Here is a 17,326-nt window from a genome sequence, read left to right as displayed (position 1 = left end):
GTGATAGTTTTTTGTACGGTCCTCATACATCCTCCAAGGATATGATGCATGATTTTTATCACATATCGGTGTGATGGGAAAGTTCGCGCCTCCGAGGGAACTGATGGGACTTACTGGAGAATGAAGGACACTGAGAGTTCTTCATCACATTTTTAAAAATGGTTATTCCATTTTTTGCCTAAAATTGAAGGAACTCAGAAAGTGACCAAGGGCTTAATCACCCCCTTCACCCGCCCTATCTCCAGTGGCCCGAAATAGCGGCCATCGAAGGATGACAGCTTACATCCGACATGAGCAGCAACTCGGACTCTTTCAGCTCATAACTGGAATGCGGATAGCGCGGCATGGTCCTCCCTGCCTTATCTGCCTTGAGGCTCGCGCTTGCGGGCAATAGCTGGCAATACCCTTCTCGCTCGCCATGGCCTGTGACAGCGGCAAACGGGGAAAAGTGGGGAAGATTTTCTCCGGCGATAAAATATTCAATTGATTTGAAAAAGAGATCGTTACCGGGTGGCCGGGACGACAGCTTCAGGCGGGATGGCGGACTTTACGTACCTCATCAGAGTCATTTTGCAGTCATCAATTCTCGGAGCGTATTTTCCCAACCGATTGTGATTTACATCGTTAATTACGGCTTGCGTACCAGACCCCATCAATTTGTTCAAATCCGCCTTGCTCCTCCAAGTATGAGTCGAAATTCTCATGGTCGGCAGACAGCAGAATCAAATCACCATTCACATGGCCTTCGGTTTGGACGATCATACTTTTTACTGCCTCTGGTGAGAGCCCGCCGATGTTTCCACGCTCATCCACCATCCATCTTGTAGCATTCATGAATGCCTCGTTGCGGGTAAATCCTGTGCCGAAAACGTAGTAACCCGATTGAACAACCGCAAATCTGATTGGCAAGCGGCCTCCTGTCGCCCACTCCCGGTATTCAGGATAGGCCTCAACCAGGGCAAGTCCATCTTCGGTAGCTCTTACCGTCCAATGCTCTTCAGGGTATGGAATTCCGGTAGTTTCATTTATGGGACGGCTAATTGCTATTAGCCCTTCTGCCTCCAATTCCGCCAAATCATTAGTGTTATAGATTTCCGTAAAATGCTTTCCCGCCTTGTTGTGGGTAGTAATTTTCGAGAGGATTCGCACTTGTTCTGCTGTCTTCATTTTCTGCTCCCTGTAATGTCCTGCTCATTGTTGTGTCATGTTGCTTCGTCAGCTACCCATATATGGCTTAATCATGCTCTCAGGGCAGCCTGCCCATCTTTGTCATATTCATTACTTGGATCTCAGTTCGGCTATTCCAGTTAAAAACTGCATACCTGGATAATGAGCAGTTTCTTTGCGAAATTTGTCTACAAGATCCTTCTCCATAACTTGTACGCCATTCGCACATGAAACCTCGGCTTGAACGCCCTCGGGTATTTCGACCTTATCAGGCTGGTAACAAGGTCGAGTGCTTCAACTGAATCGGTATCCTCATAGAGAATGGAATCGACAGCTTCGAGGTTATAGTAAATCTCTGACACTGGTTTTTTCTTTTCCGTTGGCCTCAATCAAGGAGGCGGCGTATCGGACCACTTTAACCTGGCAAGGAGCTTTAACTTGCAATCACTTTTGCCTCGCTGTCCCCCAAATCCCTTCGGAATGATGAATGCCCAAATATAATCAGGGTCGCGGCCTTCCAGCTTTTGAAGTTGCTCCCTGCTGGAAACGAATCTGCCCAACATATCCTTTTTGACATTTTCCTCAAATTCTTTCCAGTAGTAAAAAACGTCCAACGTTATTTCTCCTTATTTATAAATAAGTTTTCTTATTTCACGTGCGACAATTCTCCCTCCATCAATCAACCTTGAGAGCTTCCGATAGGAAAGCTCTTCCTCGCACATCAGCGAACAACGCAAAAACGGAGACATCAAACCATGAACAAAAACGAACTCATTGAGGCGATTGCCGCCCAGACCGACTCCAGCAAAGCTGAGACCGAGCGCGCCGTTCGCGCGCTACAGGAAGTCATTTCGGAAACGCTACAAAAAGGGGAATCGATAACATTGCCCGGTTTTGGCACATTTGAAGTGCGTGAGCGCGGCGAGCGAACGGGCCGCAATCCCAAGACCGGCGAAAAATTGAAGATTGCCGCATCGAAGGTTGCGCATTCAAACCCGGGGCAACGCTAAAGGCTGCTGTGAACGGCAGAAAGTAGAAAGCTAGCAAGCCTTGCAGTGCTTCGAAAGCAATGATCATTCAAGCATTCATCGGAATGACTTAGCCAAATCGTCTTGAAGCGGGATGAAATCCTTATCCCACACGACCTGGACCTGAGCTGGGATAATGCTCTCAATCACGGAATAAATATCCACGGACTCATCTGGCACTTCGATACTGACAATCAAGCTATACCGGACATTATTCTGCCACCGATCCTGTGCCAGGTGCGACTGGTATCGAATCACTCCACAGCCCAATGCCCTTGAGACTGGCTGAGACTTCTGGGCCTCGGCATAAAGCCGCTTATCAGCCAGCCGCAGATCTTTGTCATACTGTGCGTAATGCCATGCCAGTCCCGCCTTGATCTGTTTAAGGTTCACGTCCTGTCCATTCAGCAGCACTTTTCCCAAAACACGCTGATAGCGGTCTTGCTTGTGCCACTCCACGGCAACTTCCTTGCCAAATACCAGATCAGCCAGGTTTTGCCGGGATACCGTGCGGAACGGCTGCTTGCGCTCGGGTGCATCGATGCCTATAAGGCTTACCTTGTGTTGATGTTTTGACTCATCGAGGACTGTGACGGTGTCGCCATCGGCGATCTTGACGACTCGACCCCTTAGTATTTCTGCGTGAGCGAGGCAAGTGCATAAGATATAGACAGCCAAGCCAATTATTAACCGGCTTAACTCTAATCCGGCCCGCGGCATTACGCGGTTACCCTGATGCCAGCCGCGTGCGTCCCATGCGCGGGCCGAACAACTATCTCAACATGCTGATCGAGCGAGACCAGTGCCTGCATCAGGCGTTCGAGCGAAATGTTCTGTAGCTTGTAGCGCCGAACCTGGGACACTTTCGGCTGCGTCATGCCGGTGAGGCGGGCAGCTTCTGTCTGATTTAAGCCCCGCTTGTCGATCAGTTCGTTCAGCTTGACCGCGAGGACCGTCTTCGCCGACAGCTCCTCCGCGTCGTCAAAGCCGAGGTCGGCCAGCACATTGTCGTACCTCGAGGATGGCCTTCTTGTGTCATCATGATCTCCCATTTACCCGATAGCGGGCGAGCACTGCCTTCAACCGCTTCTCGATCAACTCCACACGTCATACTTCAGAAGATAGAGATGGTAATGACCGCTGGCGTACCGGCGGTCCTGACCTCACCCTTGACACTTCTCGCCATTTGGGCGAATCTGGCGCCTACGCCAGCGGGAGGACTTTTCAAGAGACTTGGGGAACCGAGTCGTACCGAGGCCCGATTATACGCTGGCGTAGCGTCAAGGGTCGCCTTGGCTTGAGGCTGGCGGGAATTATATCCGCCTGAGTTCTCTAGCCAATCGCGGCCTTTGCGTTTTTCCGTCGCCCCTTCCACGAACCGCCTTGCCGGCAGCAGGTAGTTCTCGATGATCTCCCCGTCCGACAGCTTCATCTTTGCAAAGCCGGGAATGTTCTCGCGCAGCCACGCGCGGATTATGAAAGTTCCCCTCGTACTCTTGCCAAATAGCTATTGCGGCAAAACTAGGAGATCTGGATCTAACGCTATACCGGCATCCAAAACATTCAAGTGTGCAAGAGCATTTCGCACGTTTCTGAGTTTTATAAGCTTTGCTCGAATGCTAGGATCAATATGCGATTGCCTCGCGAAATATGCCAAGTACCCGATCTCCAAATCTAAGGCGTCATTGATCTGTTCACCATCGCATCGATCTGCACAGGGAGCTTTAGCCGGTGGCGTATTTTCCGAACAAGTGACCGGCGGTGTAATTCGATTAATGGTAGTAGCGAGGAAGCTTGGCTACTCCAAACGCGCATCCTTACTTCTTTCGTTGGGTCGTTAAGAGACAGAAACGCCGAATGGATCTGGCGTCGCCCGTCAAAAATATCAACTGTTCCGCTACTCCATGATGGTGGCCGTTCCTTCGTCCATCCATAAGAGTCAGCTAGTTCACCGAGGATTCTTTCAGGCAAGAAAAGTTCTCTAGTCTCCGCGTCCAGCAGCAAATCGGCAGCAACCACATCCCACTGTGCAAGTCTGGCTACAGTCGTAGCGATCAATTGACCATGCACGCCCTTCATACCTCTTTCCCGGACTCTCGAACCTGCATAGGCAATCATGTCTATTTCCGACAATACTCCTTCCCATATAGCGATCCCGAGAGTAATGTCTCCCTTCGGGAGGGCTGAGCGCTCAACACCATAGACAATACACACTAGTAACGGGCGGTCAAATGGCGGAATTGCTCTACAGACAAGCTCATATTCGCTTATAAATGTCTTCCATTGTTCCCAATGGCTTATCGGCACTCCATCCACAACCACAGTCTGCCCTGGTTCCAGCTTCTTGCTTAGGATCGATGGACTACGTTTCTCTGTCGCGGCAATGTCGATGCCCAACTGAACAAATAAGCAATCTGCTGGCTGCATATCTGTGCACCAGCACTTCTTCCGCTGCTTTCAGCCGCTGGGCCTCGATCCTGACATCCAGCCCGTAGCGTCTGGCCATCGCTTCTACATCGCCACGGCGCAATGCTGCGATCTGTCTCAGAATCCAGTTCAGGTCGGCGCCGTAGAGTCCGCGCAGACCGAAATGGCCGAGTGATTCATGGAACAGGGCCTCGATCAGCTCTTTCGTGCTTCCGATCTCGGATGCAACGATGTAGACCCTGTTGCCAGCGATGAAGGCGCGGGGGGTACCGCTTGCTCCACCCGACATCTGGAGGGCATTTTCCATGTGCACGGCTTCGGGTACGGCCGGATCGCCCATGTTCTCGACGATGACGATTTCAGGGGCGTTCTTCCACCTGGCGGCGATTGCACCAGTGATCGCGCGAATCTGCGATCTTGGGAGTCCAGAAACAGAAAAGCCACCCTGGAAGGTGGCTTTTGTGGGTCCCGGACGGGAGAATAACTGATCGAGATTGCCCTGCGATACTAGACTCTGCCCATACAGTCGAACTTGTTCCAAAATTCCGGGTCTTTCGCCGCTTTCGCTTGATATAAGGGACTTAATGAGTATGCCGCGACGACTTGTTGCCTCACCCGCTCCCGCCGCTCGTCCCATTCCTTGACTTGGCCGCGCTGAAACGCTCGCCGGTCCAAGGGCTGACCCAATCCCCCGATGAATTCTCTTCTGTTGAAGTCGTATCTGTCATCCTTGAACTCCGGTGCCTTGTTTTCAAAAGTCTTGACGAAAGTATGGATCAAGGCCTGCGTCTTGGCAACGATGTCAATTCCCCAAGCTCGTTGGCTCTACAAAGTTTTCACAAATGCCGTTTCAATTCCTGTCCATCAGAATGCAAAGCAACAATTCTTTAACCTTTGCGACGGTTTCAGTATCCGGTACAGCTTGACCCTGACTGCTTTTACGCGGCACGAAGACTTTGGCATCCACTATTTTTCGCGCATCGGCCGCATCGAAACCACGAGCAGCGCAAACTTCATCAAGAGCAATATCAATTGCCAGGAGACAGCTCTCAGCGAAATTCAATGTAAAGCGGCGACCTTCCATTTCGTGCTCCGCTTCTTCCGTTTCTATTCCTTTGGATAGCGTAATTAACATACAAAGAGCTGCTCGCATCCGTTCATGCTGATATTGCCAGTAAAGCAGCCCCCAGGCATTCGCCATCCGTAAGAAGCTCTCTATCCTGTCGATATAGGCGCTGTCCTGCATTGTGTAAGTCTTAAGAGGACAAGCGCTCCTGATTCTCGCAAGCTCACGCTCATCCCCGGCGACCATGTACTTCACCGCCAATGGCGCGAGTTCTACCGGCGTGAGGTGAGCGTACATCTTTGATGTAGGATCGTTCATGACTTCCTCCGTTCGAGGGTCTGCTCGATGAGTTCGATGCGCTTCTTGATATCCTCGGTTTCGAACGCTTTGCGAATCAAATCGAGAACATAGGCTAATCGGGTTCCATCCTGTGTCTCTATCCTTCCAGCCCGCATATCCCGATAAACAGAAGCAAGTTCCCGTCTCAGGGCATGAGCATCGTGAAGGTCGATTTTAGGGGGGGTAGGGTTAAGCAGTTTTCCTTGCTCCTCAAGAGCTTCCAGCGAATAATTTACGTTGGACCCGCCGTCCATTAGCATGCCCCTCCTGTATTGGCATTAATAAATATCGCTCGTCCCTGCCTTATCAATGAGCGTGAGCAATTGCCACGGGTCGTACTTTGCCTCCGGCACTCTTCATTGTTGTGTTACGCCTCTGACTATTGTTCGGTTTGGGGACATTTTTTGGTCCGCCAGCCTCGCCGTTGGTCCGCCGTGTCTTTTGGCGAACCTGAGGAAAAAAGGGTCATCGGCAGGGGACTTTTGGTCCGCCGCCGTTGATTTCCCTATAGGCGGCGGCGAACCAAAGATGATTATTTTGAGTGAGGGAGGATTAGTCATTCAGGATCTGTGTTCACCATACTTGACTGACGCCATGGGATGTAAATAAGTGCGTGCACCGCCGCGACCAGATTTTTTTTCAGCGGGCCAATCTTCCTGGGTTAACCGACCTGATGCAAGCAATCGATCCACAGCTTCTCGGATTTCTGCACGCGGCAAACGCAGATCGTGAGCTTCCAACGTACTTTTGTTATAGTACTTCCCTGCTCCGAGTTGCTCGGTAAGGAACTGGAGTACCCGATCTTCGGCACTTTCCTGTTCCATCTGCTTTGTGACCTTTATCCGCTCAATACGCTCAAACCGGTATCCACTGCGGCAAATCAGGATTTCATCCTGTGGGGCGCAATAGCTTATTTTAGGACGGGCAAGGATCAGGCCAGTTTCACCTTCCTCGAGATCCCTGTCCGTTGCTGCATGCCATTCATCCGGAGATACGTTCTGTAATACAAGTACCATTCTCGAACCATCTGCAAAAGCGCTGCCGCCGCGTCCTGCATACTGATCTTTTGCCCTGTCGCGAGCATTTTGCTTGCCGGAGTGATGAACATATAAGATGCAGCATCCAATCATTCTCTTCAGCCGGCGCGCTGCTTCAATCAAACCCTGTTCCGCGTCGTTGACTCGGCTCTCCCCTACACCAAATGAAACTGCAGGATCGATTACCACCAGAACAGGTCGCAGTGTCTGGCACCCTTGAATCAGGGCATCTACTTCTTCTGCGGCTGGTCTTACTACCTCGTCCCGGATCTCGGTTACTCGAAAACCTTGCCCTGATACATCGCTCAGGAGCACTCCTTGCATCACCTTTGTCCTTTCTGCCTCGTTCAGTCCCATTGCGTCAGCAAGGGCTCGTAGTCGGGCCACAAGCATTTCCCGGCTATCCTCTGCTGTTATGATGAGCACTGGGCCAGGTTTGAAGATCCGAAGGCCGAACAAAGGAATGCCTAAAACGATGTGGATTGCCATGTGAAGTATCAGCGTGGTTTTTCCTGTCCCGCCTGGTGCGATGAGCAACCCCACATCGGCATACAGTAGTTTTTCGATGATGCAATCCGGTGTGATCCGTGCGTTCTGAAATTCCTGAACCGTGATCGGAGAGGGAAGCTTCCATAAGGGTGGAGCAAGCTCATCAGCCCGAGCCATGGCGCTTCCCTGCTCCCCCTCTATGGTGAAGGGTGGAGCTGAGTCGACAAGTTGTCGTATTTGGTCGACACTCATTTCGGCTCCATTGCCACATCGTTCAGATCGCACTGCCGGGGAGGAATAACGATGCGCACAAACTTGCCAGTTTTTGTCCAGCACGTTGCACATTGTCTGGCTGCCCTGGCCCCCGCCTCATCGTTGTCCGCTCCAATCAACAATGCCTCGATCCCGGGTAATGCTGGAAAAGATGCCAAGTTACCTGCATCCACGAGACTCCACATAGGAGTGAACGCGTGCGCCAGGCTAAGGGACGTTTCTATCCCTTCACACACTCCTAACCCCAGTGTGACATTCGCATCAGGCCATAACCGGATGACACCGCCTGCCTTCCGATGACCGGATAGAAGTAGACGAGGCGGGTCGACATCTGCCTTACTACCAGTCGATTTAATCCAGGTGCGATGCAGTGTAATCGGTTCATTTGTAACGGTGTCCGTCACCAATGCCACCAGGGCCGGCCCGACATACCCACTAGGGTGTTTTAACGCGGGGTGGTAACGGAGATCGCCGTCCCTCGGAGGAATCACGCACTTCCGGGCCTTGAGGTAATCCAGCCCAACTCCCTGAAGCGTCTTTGTTTGATTGAAAAGTTGTTGTCCGTATTCTGATAATGTTTGAAATTTTCGACTTGTTTGGATGTGTTTCATCCCAGCCGTGAAGTTAGACCCGTCCTGCAGCGCAGGTCGAAAAGTCTCCACGTAATTACAACGAAAGCAATGTGCTACCCCCGCCTGATTTCCCTTGATCGTTAACCCGAGTGTTTTGTCGTCCTTACCCCGTCCGCAATGGGGACACCCAAGCCGATGATTGCCAAAAGCGAAGCGGGACCAATCGATTGCCATATTGGGGCTGGAGTTTGCAGGTTCCCGCTCAATCGAGATGAAATCACTCATCGTTCTTTCCATTTGAGAAGCGGCCTTTAGCCTGTTGCTTTGTCTCAACTTCTAAATTGCGTCTTTTTTGGGCTTGCGCCGTTCTGCGGAGTTTTCCGTCCTCGTTCAGCCAATCATCGTGATTTCCATTAGAGAAATCCTTTTTCCCCTTTTGCGCTGCCACAATTCCTAAATTGCGTCTTTTTTGTGCTTGCGCAGTGCTGCTGAGTTTTCCGTTCTCGTTCACCCAATCATCCAGGTCCTCTTTAAAATAGAAAACCCGTCCTCGTTTCACGAATTTCGGCCCCGTACCGTCACATCGCTTCGTTGCCATCGTTTTTACGGATAACCCCACGTAGCTCGCTGCATTTTCGGTATCCATACGTCCATCAGGAAAAATCAGGACATCTCTTCGTATTATTGGGAAAGACATGGAAGGAGTTCCCTATGTATTTAGATATAACTCACAAGTTAACATAACTTCTATGTATTGTGTTACATTACCTAACGTAGGGGAAAAAAATGGAAACTTATGGAACTTTCAAACAGAAGGATTTTGGAGATGAGCGAGAACAAAGGGCATAAAAAAGGGGGTGGAAAGCTTTCGAGGTCCGAGGTCGTCACGGTTAGGCTCGATCCGAAACTGAGATATATGGCGGAACTTGCCGCGAGAAAACAACGACGCACGCTTTCCAGCTTTATTGAATGGTCAATTGAGCAGAGCTTAAAGGAGGTGCTTGTCGTCAATGCAAGCAAAGGGGAAAGAAGCAATCTGGCTCAAATGGCGGAATCATTGTGGGACATCAGTTCACCAAAAAGACTTGTCAAGCTTGCTCAGAAATGTCCCGAGTTGCTCAACTATAAGGAGGAGCGCATATGGAGATTAATGGATGAATGGAAAGCGCTTTTCGATTTCTATGAGGATGGCTCCCGCCGCTTCCGTTGGGAATTGTTGGACAGTCTCTGGAAAGAGTTCGAACAGTATGGCGACGAGGAAATTACGGAGAAAGATTTAGGATGGAAAGTCGGGGAATACTTTCAGAGAACTGGGCTGCCCTCCTCTGCTCTGGTTATCCATTCCGAACCTCGATACATAGATGAGATTTGACATAAATGGCTAAAACATTTGTAAAACTGGCGCGTTTAGCGATGCGCAAGCTTGCTGCCGGCAAGAAGATCAGCGAACAGGGAATTACTTTCGAACGCCAAGCCAATGGGGATGGCGTGTTCTCCGTCAACATCATGGTTGATGGTCAACGAATTCACCGGGTAATCGGACGTGAATCAGATGGTACGACGCGTACCCAAGCGGAGGAGTTTATCGAGAAAGCGAGGCAAGACGCCAAATCGGGACGTCTCAATCTTCCGAAGGGGCGAAAGACGGCAATGGGGTTTGTCGAAGCCGCAGATAAATACCTGGCTAAGCTCGCGCAGGAAGGCGGCAAGGACCTAAAGATGAAACGATACCGACTGAGTATGCATCTATCGCCATTCTTCGGCGCTACGCCGCTGTCAAAAATCAGCACCTTTGACATCGAGCGCTACAAAAAACACCGATTGGAAGAAGACGTACAGGGAAATGTCACTAAGGATGGCACACAGCTCTATAAAGGAAAAACCAAACCAGGTACTGTGAATCGCGAACTAGCTGCCCTATCCCATCTCTTTACCAAAGCGGTGGAGTGGGGATGGCTGGATCACAAGCCCGCCACCATCAAGCGCTTGAAAGAGAATGATGGTCGAATTACCTATTTAACGGTAGATCAAATCAAACGACTTCTTAAAGCAGCGCAGGAAGACCAGAATATCCAGATATATCCCTTCATTCTCATTGGATTGGAAACCAGTATGCGCCGTAGCGAGATATTGGCCATTCGACGTGACCATATCAATATCGAGCGATTGAGCATATCCATTCCGAAAGCAAAAGCGGGAGCACGTGAGCAACCCATCACAGCTTACCTTGCCGACTTTCTTATTAAGTATGTGGAGGCACTTCAACCGGGGACACCGTGGTTATTCCCGTCTCCTGCAGCGAAAGAAGGACATACCGTCAACCTGGATAAACCGTTTCGACGCGTTGTTATCCGAGCCGGCCTGGACCCGACTTCAGTAGTGAGGCATACCCTACGTCACACTGCGATTACTCATTTAGTGCAAGCAGGAGTGGATCTGCCAACCATAAAACGTATTTCAGGGCACAAAAATTTGAGCATGGTAGAACGATACAGTCATCAGAACGGGGCACATATCGAGTCAGCAATGGATAGGCTTGCAGAGAGATACCGCAAGTCCAGTTGACACAATTACACAGGAATTACACAAATCGTGGAAAAGAAAAACGGCTTCCAGCATGGAAAGCCGCTTGAATACTGGTGGGTCGTGAGCGATTCGAACGCTCGACCTACGGATTAAGAGTCCGCTGCTCTACCAGCTGAGCTAACGACCCGGATTGAATGAACCGGAACTCTCAGTTGCAGGCTCAAGTGGGACAGAGGCAAAACCTAATTCGTCCTGTATTGCCCAAACTGAGGGTGCTAATCCTACCACATCCGGAAAGAAATTCGAATGGTACAATTACTTGATCCGGCCATTACGTGATCAAAAGCTGTGACCGGATGAGCAGGAGATCGAGCTTCCCCTCCCGATGGGAAATATTCAGCTGCTCAACGTAAGCGGTTATCCAGCAAATCGATTCGGCTTAATACACTCCTCCAGCATCGTCCGCATGCGTTGCCAGTGCGAACCCTCCCAGAAAACCCGCTGACAGATATCACACGTGCTGAAATGGTCGAAGCGTTCGCGTACGGAAGGCGGCAGGCGCTCAAGCACTACGGCCTTCTCGACAGGGCGTAGAGGCGCATTGCAGTTCAGGCATAAAGTAAAAGGCTTGATGCTGTGTGCGAGGTCCAACCGATCGAAAATCTCGCAGAGCTGGTCAGGCGGCTTCAAGGTCCGCACGTAACATCCATGCGTAATCGAACGCCGCTTGAGCAGTTCCCGGTCGCGGGTGAGCACGATGCGCTTTTCCTGGGCAGCGAGCAATTCGATCTGGCGGTCGTGATAATTATTGTCGTACAGCGTGTCGAAACCCGTCATGCGCAACAGATGCGCCACCCCCCCCAAGTGAGCATCTGCAATGAAGCGTGTTATCCGCAGGGGATGCTCACGCACTCGCAACAAGGGTGTGACATCGACCATTTCGAATTTGGGAAAGACCGCGACCCGGTCGCCATGCTCCAGTATCCGGTCGAACCCCACCGATTCTCCATTTACCAGCACCAGTTCCACTTCGGTATGAGGCACGCCCAGTGCTTCGATCATATGCTTGGTGGTCGCTGCACGAGCGCAGGGACAGGAAAATTCCCGCTTGCGCCGCTCGGGAGCGAGAAAGTCATTCAGTTCCTCATAAAAACGGAATGTAGCGGTAACCATGAATCAGTATTGCACTTTTCAGGCTTAAGCGCATGATTACCCCTTTCCTGGAGTATCAACGGCAGTTTGCGCGAGAGTGTTCTCTTTTTCTGGAGTAACATCGTCATACTGCGCGCACGTCTGCTGTTCATCGCCCATCAGGTGATTCCATTAGCGGGGAAAACATGCAATTCAGAATACGGGAAGGTCGCCTAGCGGATGCTGAGGCGGCGGGGATGATCTGCTACGAAGCATTCAGGACCATTTCTCAGCAGCATGGTTTTGAACCCGATTTTCCCTCGTTCGAAGTGGCGCGTGATCTCCTCCTGGCGTTGCTTTCGAGACCCGATGTATATTCAGCCATGGCTGAAAGCGAAGGAAGAATCATCGGCAGCAATTTCTTGTGGCAGGATTCCGCCATTGCCGGCATTGGCCCACTGACGGTAACACCGGAAGCCCAAAGCGGCAGGGTGGGCCGAGGCCTGATGGAGGATGTGCTGGAGCATGCCCGGAATAAACATTTCGCGGGCGTGCGGCTGGTGCAAGCTGCATATAATAACCGCTCCCTCTCCCTCTACGCCAAGCTCGGGTTTGAGGTGCGGGAACCATTGGCAACTCTGCAGGGAGCACCCCTGCAAATCGATATCTCCGGCTACAATGTCCGTCCGGCAGGGGCGGAGGATGCAAACGCGTGCGACTCCTTGTGCCGAAAGATACACGGCCACGATAGAGGGCAGGAATTGCGCCATGCGATTGCGCAGCAGACCGCAATGGTGGTGGAATACGGGGGCCGCATCACCGGTTACGCGACGTTAATTGGCTTCATGGGGCATGCAGTGGGAGAAAGCAATGAAGAGCTCAAGGCCCTGATCGGCGCCGCGGACGCGTTTGTGGGCCCAGGCTTTCTTCTGCCCACGCGTAATAGCGAGTTGTTCCGCTGGTGCCTGCAGCAGGGGCTTCGGGTAGTTCAACCGATGAATCTGATGAGTCTTGGCCTCTACAACCGACCCTCGGGGTTCTTTCTGCCCTCCATTCTTTTTTAAGGGGAAGGGATTCCAGGAGCTTGCCGTATTCATATCGGTGCGACAGTTGGCACGGACGATACAAACGGATAAGTTAAACAGGAGGCCAGATGTCTCAACATGAAACATTCCTGCGGGAAGCAGTGCGTCTCGCCAAAAACAACCGTGAACGGGGTAACCGGCCCTTTGCCGCAGTCCTCGTTGTCGAGGGGCAGGCCGTTTCCACCGGCGTCAATGACGTCGTGCAGAGCAATGATCCCACCACGCATGCAGAAATGGAGGCAGTGCGCACTGCCAGCCGGAACCTCGGTCGTCCTGATCTGAGAGGCAGCATCGTTTACGCCAGCGGTCACCCGTGCCCCATGTGCCTGGCAACCATGGTGATAGCAGGAGTGGATGCCGTCTATTACGCTTTCGACAACGATGATGCGGAACCCTATGGTTTTTCGAGCAAGGCGGCTTATCAGAAGCTGCGCCTGTCACTGGAGCCTCCACCCCTGCCGCTCATTCGACTCGATCTCGGCCTGTCTCCCGCAGAACTGTACGGCACCTAGCTTTGTAACTTGAGAATGAAGGCAGAAAAAGAATAAGAAGCAAGGAGATAAGAAAAAGGAGGTAAGACGTGGCCGTGCGTTCCGCGGCTTTTTTGGCGGGTTGACAAGAGTGTCGAAAAGTATTGCAAATTCTGGCTCAACAAACGCTCTTTAAGTACCCGCCCTGAGCAATCAGAGAGTTATAATGACGATACATATATTGCCTGCCAAAGAAAAAGACACAGACTTTATGAATAAGCAACCATTGCAAGACATGCTGCTCCTTCCCCGAATATCAGACATACCAGAGATGCCAGAGCCTCAGGATCATGCGGAAGTCACAAGCAATAGCGAAAGTCCCGTTGAAAGCCCTATTGACAGCACTGTTGACACCCCGATCATGGGAGAAGCAATAGACGACAGAATAATACACCCTATGCACCTTACCCGATTTCTGGTCACAAATTTTCGCTCGGTAGAGAACAGTGGCTGGATTGAGGTTGATAGCGTTACCGCCCTCATCGGCGTGAACGAATCCGGCAAGACAAACCTGCTGGTTCCACTCTGGAAGTTGAACCCGGCAGTCGGGGGAGAGATTGTGCCGGCTTCCGACTACCCGAAAAAACAATTCGGCACCCTGCGACAGGCACCCGAAAGCTTCCACTTCATAACGGCGGAATTTGAAGCAGGAGAGCTTGGAGAAGAGCTTTGCGGCAAGCTGGAGATCTCCAGCGAAGAGGCCTCCCTCATCGCTGTAAAACGATACTTCAATGGGGATTATTCGATCTCCTTCCCCCGGCGGGAAGAGCTTGGCGAGATCAGGAGATCATCAGGGGAGGGCGCGGAGGACGTTGTGAATACCGTAATCCACTCCCTTCCGAAATTTGTCTATTACTCTGAATTCGGAAATCTCGATTCTGAAATCTATCTTCCCCACGTAGTACAGAATCTTCAACGCACTGACCTTGGGCCCAGAGAAGCAGCCAAGTCGCGTACATTGCGAGTTCTTTTTAAATTCGTAGGCCTCGAGCCGGGAGAAATCCTTGAACTCGGGCGGGACTTCCCAAGGCGCAAGGGCCGTCGTCGTGAACCCACAGCAGAAGAAATCCGGGAAATCGCGATGAAGAAAAGGGAGCGTTCCATCTTGCTGCAATCGGCAGGCGGGCTTCTGACGGATAAGTTCAGAAATTGGTGGAAGCAAGGAGATTACAAATTCCGCTTCGAAGCAGATGGAAGCCATTTCCGCATATGGGTTTCCGATGACCGCCGCCCGGAGGAAGTTGAGCTCGAAAGCAGAAGCACGGGGCTTCAGTGGTTTCTGAGTTTTTATCTGGTTTTCCTCGTGGAAAGCGGGGGTGAGCACCAGAACGCCGTCTTGTTGCTGGACGAGCCTGGATTGTCGCTGCACCCCCTGGCGCAGCGCAACCTTTTTGCCTTCTTTGACAGTCTTGCAAAAGTCAACAAAATCCTCTACACGACCCATTCACCATTCCTGCTGGATGCAGAGCACCTGGGACGCGCGCGCAAGGTGTATGTTTCCGCGAGCGGAACGACGCAAGTGACGTCCGACCTTCGTAGCGTGGAAAAGGATGTCCGGCAGGCGGGAGCCGCCTATGTGGTTCACTCGGCGTTGAACCTGAATATTGCCGAGAGCATGGTAACGGGCTGCCAACCGGTCGTCGTGCAACGCATCTCGGATCAATATTATCTCTCGACCATCAAGACACTGCTCATTGGGGCAAACAAAATAGCCCCGAAGCGCGAACTGCTCTTTCCTCCGGCCGGCGCCAGCAAAACGGTAGGCGTTATCGCAAGCATTATCAGTGGGCGCGACGAGACGCTGCCCAAGGTAGTCCTGCGGGATGATGAAGCAGGAAAACAAATCAATGCAGAATTGAAGGCGGATTTGTACAGCGACGCGCAAGAGCGCATCTTTTCGACGGATAATTACGTTCTCTTCAGCAATTCCACGACAGAAGATCTGATACCTGCACCGTTTTTTGCACAAGTGATAGACCGCTGGGAGAGGAATACGGACACGGCCTTTGCGGATGTCCTGGTCAACGGCAAGCCGGTGGTGGAGCAGGTGCAGGCCTGGGCCGAAGCGCAGGACCTAGTGCTACGGGATGAATGGAGAGTTGAAGTTGCAAAGCGCGTCAAGGAACAGGCGCTGAAAAAGGGCATCGGTGCGTTTGATGCTGGCACCATTGCCCGCTGGGCGAAGCTCTTTCAAGAGTTGATCCGAAACTGATCGCCTCGAATGAATCGCTGCCAATGCTGTTGGTCCCATCGCAAGACGATTTGCAGCACAAAGCAGAAATCTCCTGATTACTCGCGAAGCAGCTGGTCGATGACATTACGTGTGATGGCATCGACCTGCAGGTTTTCGAGCACCTGAGCCCAGTCGGTAGTTCCCGCAGTGAACACCGCGCCGTTGCGCGAAAAAATTCCCATTGTTGCCGCGTGAATACCTTCACGGGCGGGATAATCCTCTCGAGGCGGGAGTTCCTGCCAATTGCCATCCAGCACGCTTGCTGCCAGAACACGAAACCCGTCTGGAGTACCGGTATTTCCGGCGTTTGAGGAAAGGACTGCAAGTCCCGTAGCTTTGTCGAAGTCATCCAGCGGAGCGCCGTCGCACTCGTACCCGACCAGCGGTGGCGAGGTTTTGTCACCAAATGCGTCGCCGCGTCCCAACCCAGTGCCGGCAAACACCCAGTGTTCCGGGTCCTGCACGATATACCCTCCCGTGTTCCGCGGTCCATCCCACCAGCCGCCGCCGTTCCGATAACTCACGCCCGTCAACGAATCCTCGGGACGAGCCACACCTGTGGATGACCACCAGTGATCAAGCGCTCCACGAGGACCGCCTTGATGACATAGCATCGCTGCTCCGCCATCTAGGATATGAATGCGCCACCAGCAGAGGTTGGCGCCGAAGAAGGCAACGTTGCCTCCTTTTGACACAAAATCTTCCGTCCGGTCTCGTATCGTCTCGCTCCAGTATTCGTCGTGCCCCACGCTCAGCATAAGCCGGTAGCGATCGCACAGGTCCGGATCGGAGTGGATATCGAGATCGGTGCAGAATTCCGGCTCGTATCCGTTGCGCAAAAGCCAGCGAATGAAGCGCGCATCCCAGTGGGCGAAAGTCTGGCGCGGCGAACTCAAATCGTAGTAATCGAGCGCCCCCCAGGTCTCGCCGCCGATGCCGCCACCCGGACGAAGCAGCGAGAGCCTGGCCCCTGACGGGTCCTCTGAACGCGGAGGATTGACGTAGAAGCAGCCACCGCCGGTGCAGTTATAGGCATGGTAAGTGGCGAGTGGAATCTTGTAGAGCAGTTTGCTGTGTCCCCTGCCGCGGACGACGAACAGGATGGCGGCGCTTTCCATTGTGAGGGACACGGCATTGCCGCCCGGTTCCTCCAGGTGAGCAATATAGACTCCGGACAGCCAGTCGTGTGGAACAGGAAACGCGTATGACGGCCATTGCCAGTCTTCCCCGGCGTTTCGTGGAGGTGCATATTCCCCTGCCAGCCAATCCGTTTCAGAGACCCGCAGCAGGCCCTCTCCCCAGCGATAGAAAACCACGCGAAAGCGCGGCGCGTCGGTGGCAATGTGCAGTACCAGCGTATCTCCAGGAGCGATGCCTGCCGAAGCGGGATAGCCTCGAATCACGTTATTTCTCCTGCTGTTTT

General features: G+C 52.2%; 20 protein-coding genes and 1 tRNA gene. 6 read left to right on the top strand and 15 right to left on the bottom strand.

The features are described from left to right. Nucleotides 1–624: 624 nt before the first annotated feature. On the bottom strand, nucleotides 625–1,167 hold the full coding sequence (locus tag BMY01_RS15690) for a hypothetical protein (protein ID WP_074749056.1): 543 nt from the start codon (nucleotides 1,165–1,167) through the stop codon (nucleotides 625–627). Between the two features lie 755 nt (nucleotides 1,168–1,922). Here BMY01_RS15690 and BMY01_RS15680 point away from each other — a divergent pair. Continuing rightward, nucleotides 1,923–2,177, top strand: coding sequence for an HU family DNA-binding protein (locus tag BMY01_RS15680; RefSeq protein ID WP_439331413.1), 255 nt, complete (start codon nucleotides 1,923–1,925; stop codon nucleotides 2,175–2,177). A gap of 75 nt (nucleotides 2,178–2,252) precedes the next feature. Here the strand turns inward: BMY01_RS15680 and BMY01_RS15675 are convergent, their stop codons facing one another. The 11 genes from BMY01_RS15675 to BMY01_RS17930 form a co-directional block, all read right to left on the bottom strand. Continuing rightward, nucleotides 2,253–2,873, bottom strand: a complete 621-nt coding sequence (locus BMY01_RS15675; protein ID WP_254772789.1) for a thermonuclease family protein — start codon at nucleotides 2,871–2,873, stop codon at nucleotides 2,253–2,255. 41 nt (nucleotides 2,874–2,914) lie between these two features. Further along, complete coding sequence (locus BMY01_RS15670; protein ID WP_254772788.1) at nucleotides 2,915–3,199, bottom strand: helix-turn-helix domain-containing protein; 285 nt, start codon at nucleotides 3,197–3,199, stop codon at nucleotides 2,915–2,917. A gap of 110 nt (nucleotides 3,200–3,309) precedes the next feature. Further along, nucleotides 3,310–3,627, bottom strand: a complete 318-nt coding sequence (locus BMY01_RS15665) for a hypothetical protein (protein ID WP_074749053.1) — start codon at nucleotides 3,625–3,627, stop codon at nucleotides 3,310–3,312. 242 nt (nucleotides 3,628–3,869) lie between these two features. Then, a complete protein-coding gene (locus BMY01_RS15660; RefSeq protein WP_139176961.1) occupies nucleotides 3,870–4,622 on the bottom strand; it encodes a hypothetical protein in 753 nt (250 codons plus the stop codon). Beyond that, entirely contained in the window at nucleotides 4,558–5,163 is a 606-nt protein-coding gene (locus tag BMY01_RS15655) for a hypothetical protein (RefSeq protein WP_139176960.1), read from the bottom strand. Before BMY01_RS15655 ends, BMY01_RS15660 begins: the two co-directional genes overlap by 65 nt. Beyond that, on the bottom strand, nucleotides 5,130–5,423 hold the full coding sequence (locus BMY01_RS15650; RefSeq protein ID WP_302848436.1) for a hypothetical protein: 294 nt from the start codon (nucleotides 5,421–5,423) through the stop codon (nucleotides 5,130–5,132). Before BMY01_RS15650 ends, BMY01_RS15655 begins: the two co-directional genes overlap by 34 nt. Before the next feature lie 49 nt (nucleotides 5,424–5,472). Beyond that, entirely contained in the window at nucleotides 5,473–6,006 is a 534-nt protein-coding gene (locus BMY01_RS15645; RefSeq protein WP_074749049.1) for a hypothetical protein, read from the bottom strand. After that, a complete protein-coding gene (locus BMY01_RS15640) occupies nucleotides 6,003–6,287 on the bottom strand; it encodes a hypothetical protein (protein ID WP_139176959.1) in 285 nt (94 codons plus the stop codon). Before BMY01_RS15640 ends, BMY01_RS15645 begins: the two co-directional genes overlap by 4 nt. Before the next feature lie 300 nt (nucleotides 6,288–6,587). After that, on the bottom strand, nucleotides 6,588–7,805 hold the full coding sequence (locus BMY01_RS15635; RefSeq protein WP_175463296.1) for an AAA family ATPase: 1,218 nt from the start codon (nucleotides 7,803–7,805) through the stop codon (nucleotides 6,588–6,590). Further along, nucleotides 7,802–8,683: a DUF7146 domain-containing protein gene (locus BMY01_RS15630; protein ID WP_217638690.1), complete on the bottom strand. Its 882-nt coding sequence runs from the start codon at nucleotides 8,681–8,683 to the stop codon at nucleotides 7,802–7,804. The genes BMY01_RS15635 and BMY01_RS15630 overlap by 4 nt, the downstream gene beginning before the upstream one ends. Then, nucleotides 8,676–9,044, bottom strand: coding sequence for a helix-turn-helix transcriptional regulator (locus BMY01_RS17930; protein ID WP_175463295.1), 369 nt, complete (start codon nucleotides 9,042–9,044; stop codon nucleotides 8,676–8,678). Before BMY01_RS17930 ends, BMY01_RS15630 begins: the two co-directional genes overlap by 8 nt. A gap of 180 nt (nucleotides 9,045–9,224) precedes the next feature. Between BMY01_RS17930 and BMY01_RS15620 the strand changes: the two genes are divergently transcribed. After that, nucleotides 9,225–9,770 (top strand): hypothetical protein, encoded by a 546-nt coding sequence (locus tag BMY01_RS15620; RefSeq protein ID WP_139176958.1) that lies wholly within the window; start codon nucleotides 9,225–9,227, stop codon nucleotides 9,768–9,770. Nucleotides 9,771–9,775: 5 nt separating this feature from the next. Continuing rightward, nucleotides 9,776–10,963, top strand: a complete 1,188-nt coding sequence (locus BMY01_RS15615) for a tyrosine-type recombinase/integrase (RefSeq protein ID WP_074749044.1) — start codon at nucleotides 9,776–9,778, stop codon at nucleotides 10,961–10,963. Nucleotides 10,964–11,035: 72 nt separating this feature from the next. Here BMY01_RS15615 and BMY01_RS15610 read toward each other — a convergent pair. Together BMY01_RS15610 and BMY01_RS15605 are read right to left on the bottom strand one after the other, a co-directional pair. Next, nucleotides 11,036–11,111, bottom strand: a tRNA-Lys gene (locus tag BMY01_RS15610). A 230-nt stretch (nucleotides 11,112–11,341) separates the two neighbouring features. Then, entirely contained in the window at nucleotides 11,342–12,097 is a 756-nt protein-coding gene (locus BMY01_RS15605) for a Mut7-C RNAse domain-containing protein (RefSeq protein WP_074749043.1), read from the bottom strand. Between the two features lie 164 nt (nucleotides 12,098–12,261). Here BMY01_RS15605 and BMY01_RS15600 point away from each other — a divergent pair, with 164 nt between their 5' ends. The 3 genes from BMY01_RS15600 to BMY01_RS15590 all read left to right on the top strand — a co-directional run bounded on the left by BMY01_RS15600 (nucleotide 12,262) and on the right by BMY01_RS15590 (nucleotide 15,882). Then, nucleotides 12,262–13,119 (top strand): GNAT family N-acetyltransferase, encoded by an 858-nt coding sequence (locus BMY01_RS15600; RefSeq protein ID WP_074749042.1) that lies wholly within the window; start codon nucleotides 12,262–12,264, stop codon nucleotides 13,117–13,119. 89 nt (nucleotides 13,120–13,208) lie between these two features. Beyond that, a complete protein-coding gene (locus tag BMY01_RS15595; protein ID WP_074749041.1) occupies nucleotides 13,209–13,652 on the top strand; it encodes a nucleoside deaminase in 444 nt (147 codons plus the stop codon). 289 nt (nucleotides 13,653–13,941) lie between these two features. Next, nucleotides 13,942–15,882, top strand: coding sequence for an AAA family ATPase (locus tag BMY01_RS15590; protein ID WP_217638689.1), 1,941 nt, complete (start codon nucleotides 13,942–13,944; stop codon nucleotides 15,880–15,882). Nucleotides 15,883–15,959: 77 nt separating this feature from the next. Here the strand turns inward: BMY01_RS15590 and BMY01_RS15585 are convergent, their stop codons facing one another. Next, nucleotides 15,960–17,306 (bottom strand): N,N-dimethylformamidase beta subunit family domain-containing protein, encoded by a 1,347-nt coding sequence (locus BMY01_RS15585; protein WP_074749040.1) that lies wholly within the window; start codon nucleotides 17,304–17,306, stop codon nucleotides 15,960–15,962. Between the last annotated feature and the right edge of the window lie 20 nt (nucleotides 17,307–17,326).

This window comes from Nitrosospira multiformis (assembly GCF_900110185.1).
Taxonomy (GTDB): Bacteria; Pseudomonadota; Gammaproteobacteria; order Burkholderiales; family Nitrosomonadaceae; genus Nitrosospira; species Nitrosospira multiformis_A.
The sequence above is the reverse complement of the archived record's forward strand: the minus strand, read 5'-3'. Positions and strand labels throughout refer to the sequence as shown.

Bases quoted from the DNA above. Each gene is read 5' to 3' on its own strand.
- BMY01_RS15660 (WP_139176961.1), bottom strand. From the start codon at position 4,622: ATGCAGCCAGCAGATTGCTTATTTGTTCAGTTGGGCATCGACATTGCC.
- BMY01_RS15630 (WP_217638690.1), bottom strand. From the start codon at position 8,683: ATGAGTGATTTCATCTCGATTGAGCGGGAACCTGCAAACTCCAGCCCC.
- BMY01_RS15645 (WP_074749049.1), bottom strand. From the start codon at position 6,006: ATGAACGATCCTACATCAAAGATGTACGCTCACCTCACGCCGGTAGAA.
- BMY01_RS15665 (WP_074749053.1), bottom strand. From the start codon at position 3,627: ATGAAGCTGTCGGACGGGGAGATCATCGAGAACTACCTGCTGCCGGCA.
- BMY01_RS17930 (WP_175463295.1), bottom strand. From the start codon at position 9,044: ATGGATACCGAAAATGCAGCGAGCTACGTGGGGTTATCCGTAAAAACG.
- BMY01_RS15590 (WP_217638689.1), top strand. From the start codon at position 13,942: ATGCCAGAGCCTCAGGATCATGCGGAAGTCACAAGCAATAGCGAAAGT.
- BMY01_RS15605 (WP_074749043.1), bottom strand. From the start codon at position 12,097: ATGGTTACCGCTACATTCCGTTTTTATGAGGAACTGAATGACTTTCTC.
- BMY01_RS15635 (WP_175463296.1), bottom strand. From the start codon at position 7,805: ATGAGTGTCGACCAAATACGACAACTTGTCGACTCAGCTCCACCCTTC.
- BMY01_RS15640 (WP_139176959.1), bottom strand. From the start codon at position 6,287: ATGCTAATGGACGGCGGGTCCAACGTAAATTATTCGCTGGAAGCTCTT.
- BMY01_RS15620 (WP_139176958.1), top strand. From the start codon at position 9,225: ATGAGCGAGAACAAAGGGCATAAAAAAGGGGGTGGAAAGCTTTCGAGG.
- BMY01_RS15600 (WP_074749042.1), top strand. From the start codon at position 12,262: ATGCAATTCAGAATACGGGAAGGTCGCCTAGCGGATGCTGAGGCGGCG.
- BMY01_RS15690 (WP_074749056.1), bottom strand. From the start codon at position 1,167: ATGAAGACAGCAGAACAAGTGCGAATCCTCTCGAAAATTACTACCCAC.
- BMY01_RS15595 (WP_074749041.1), top strand. From the start codon at position 13,209: ATGTCTCAACATGAAACATTCCTGCGGGAAGCAGTGCGTCTCGCCAAA.
- BMY01_RS15615 (WP_074749044.1), top strand. From the start codon at position 9,776: ATGGCTAAAACATTTGTAAAACTGGCGCGTTTAGCGATGCGCAAGCTT.
- BMY01_RS15680 (WP_439331413.1), top strand. From the start codon at position 1,923: ATGAACAAAAACGAACTCATTGAGGCGATTGCCGCCCAGACCGACTCC.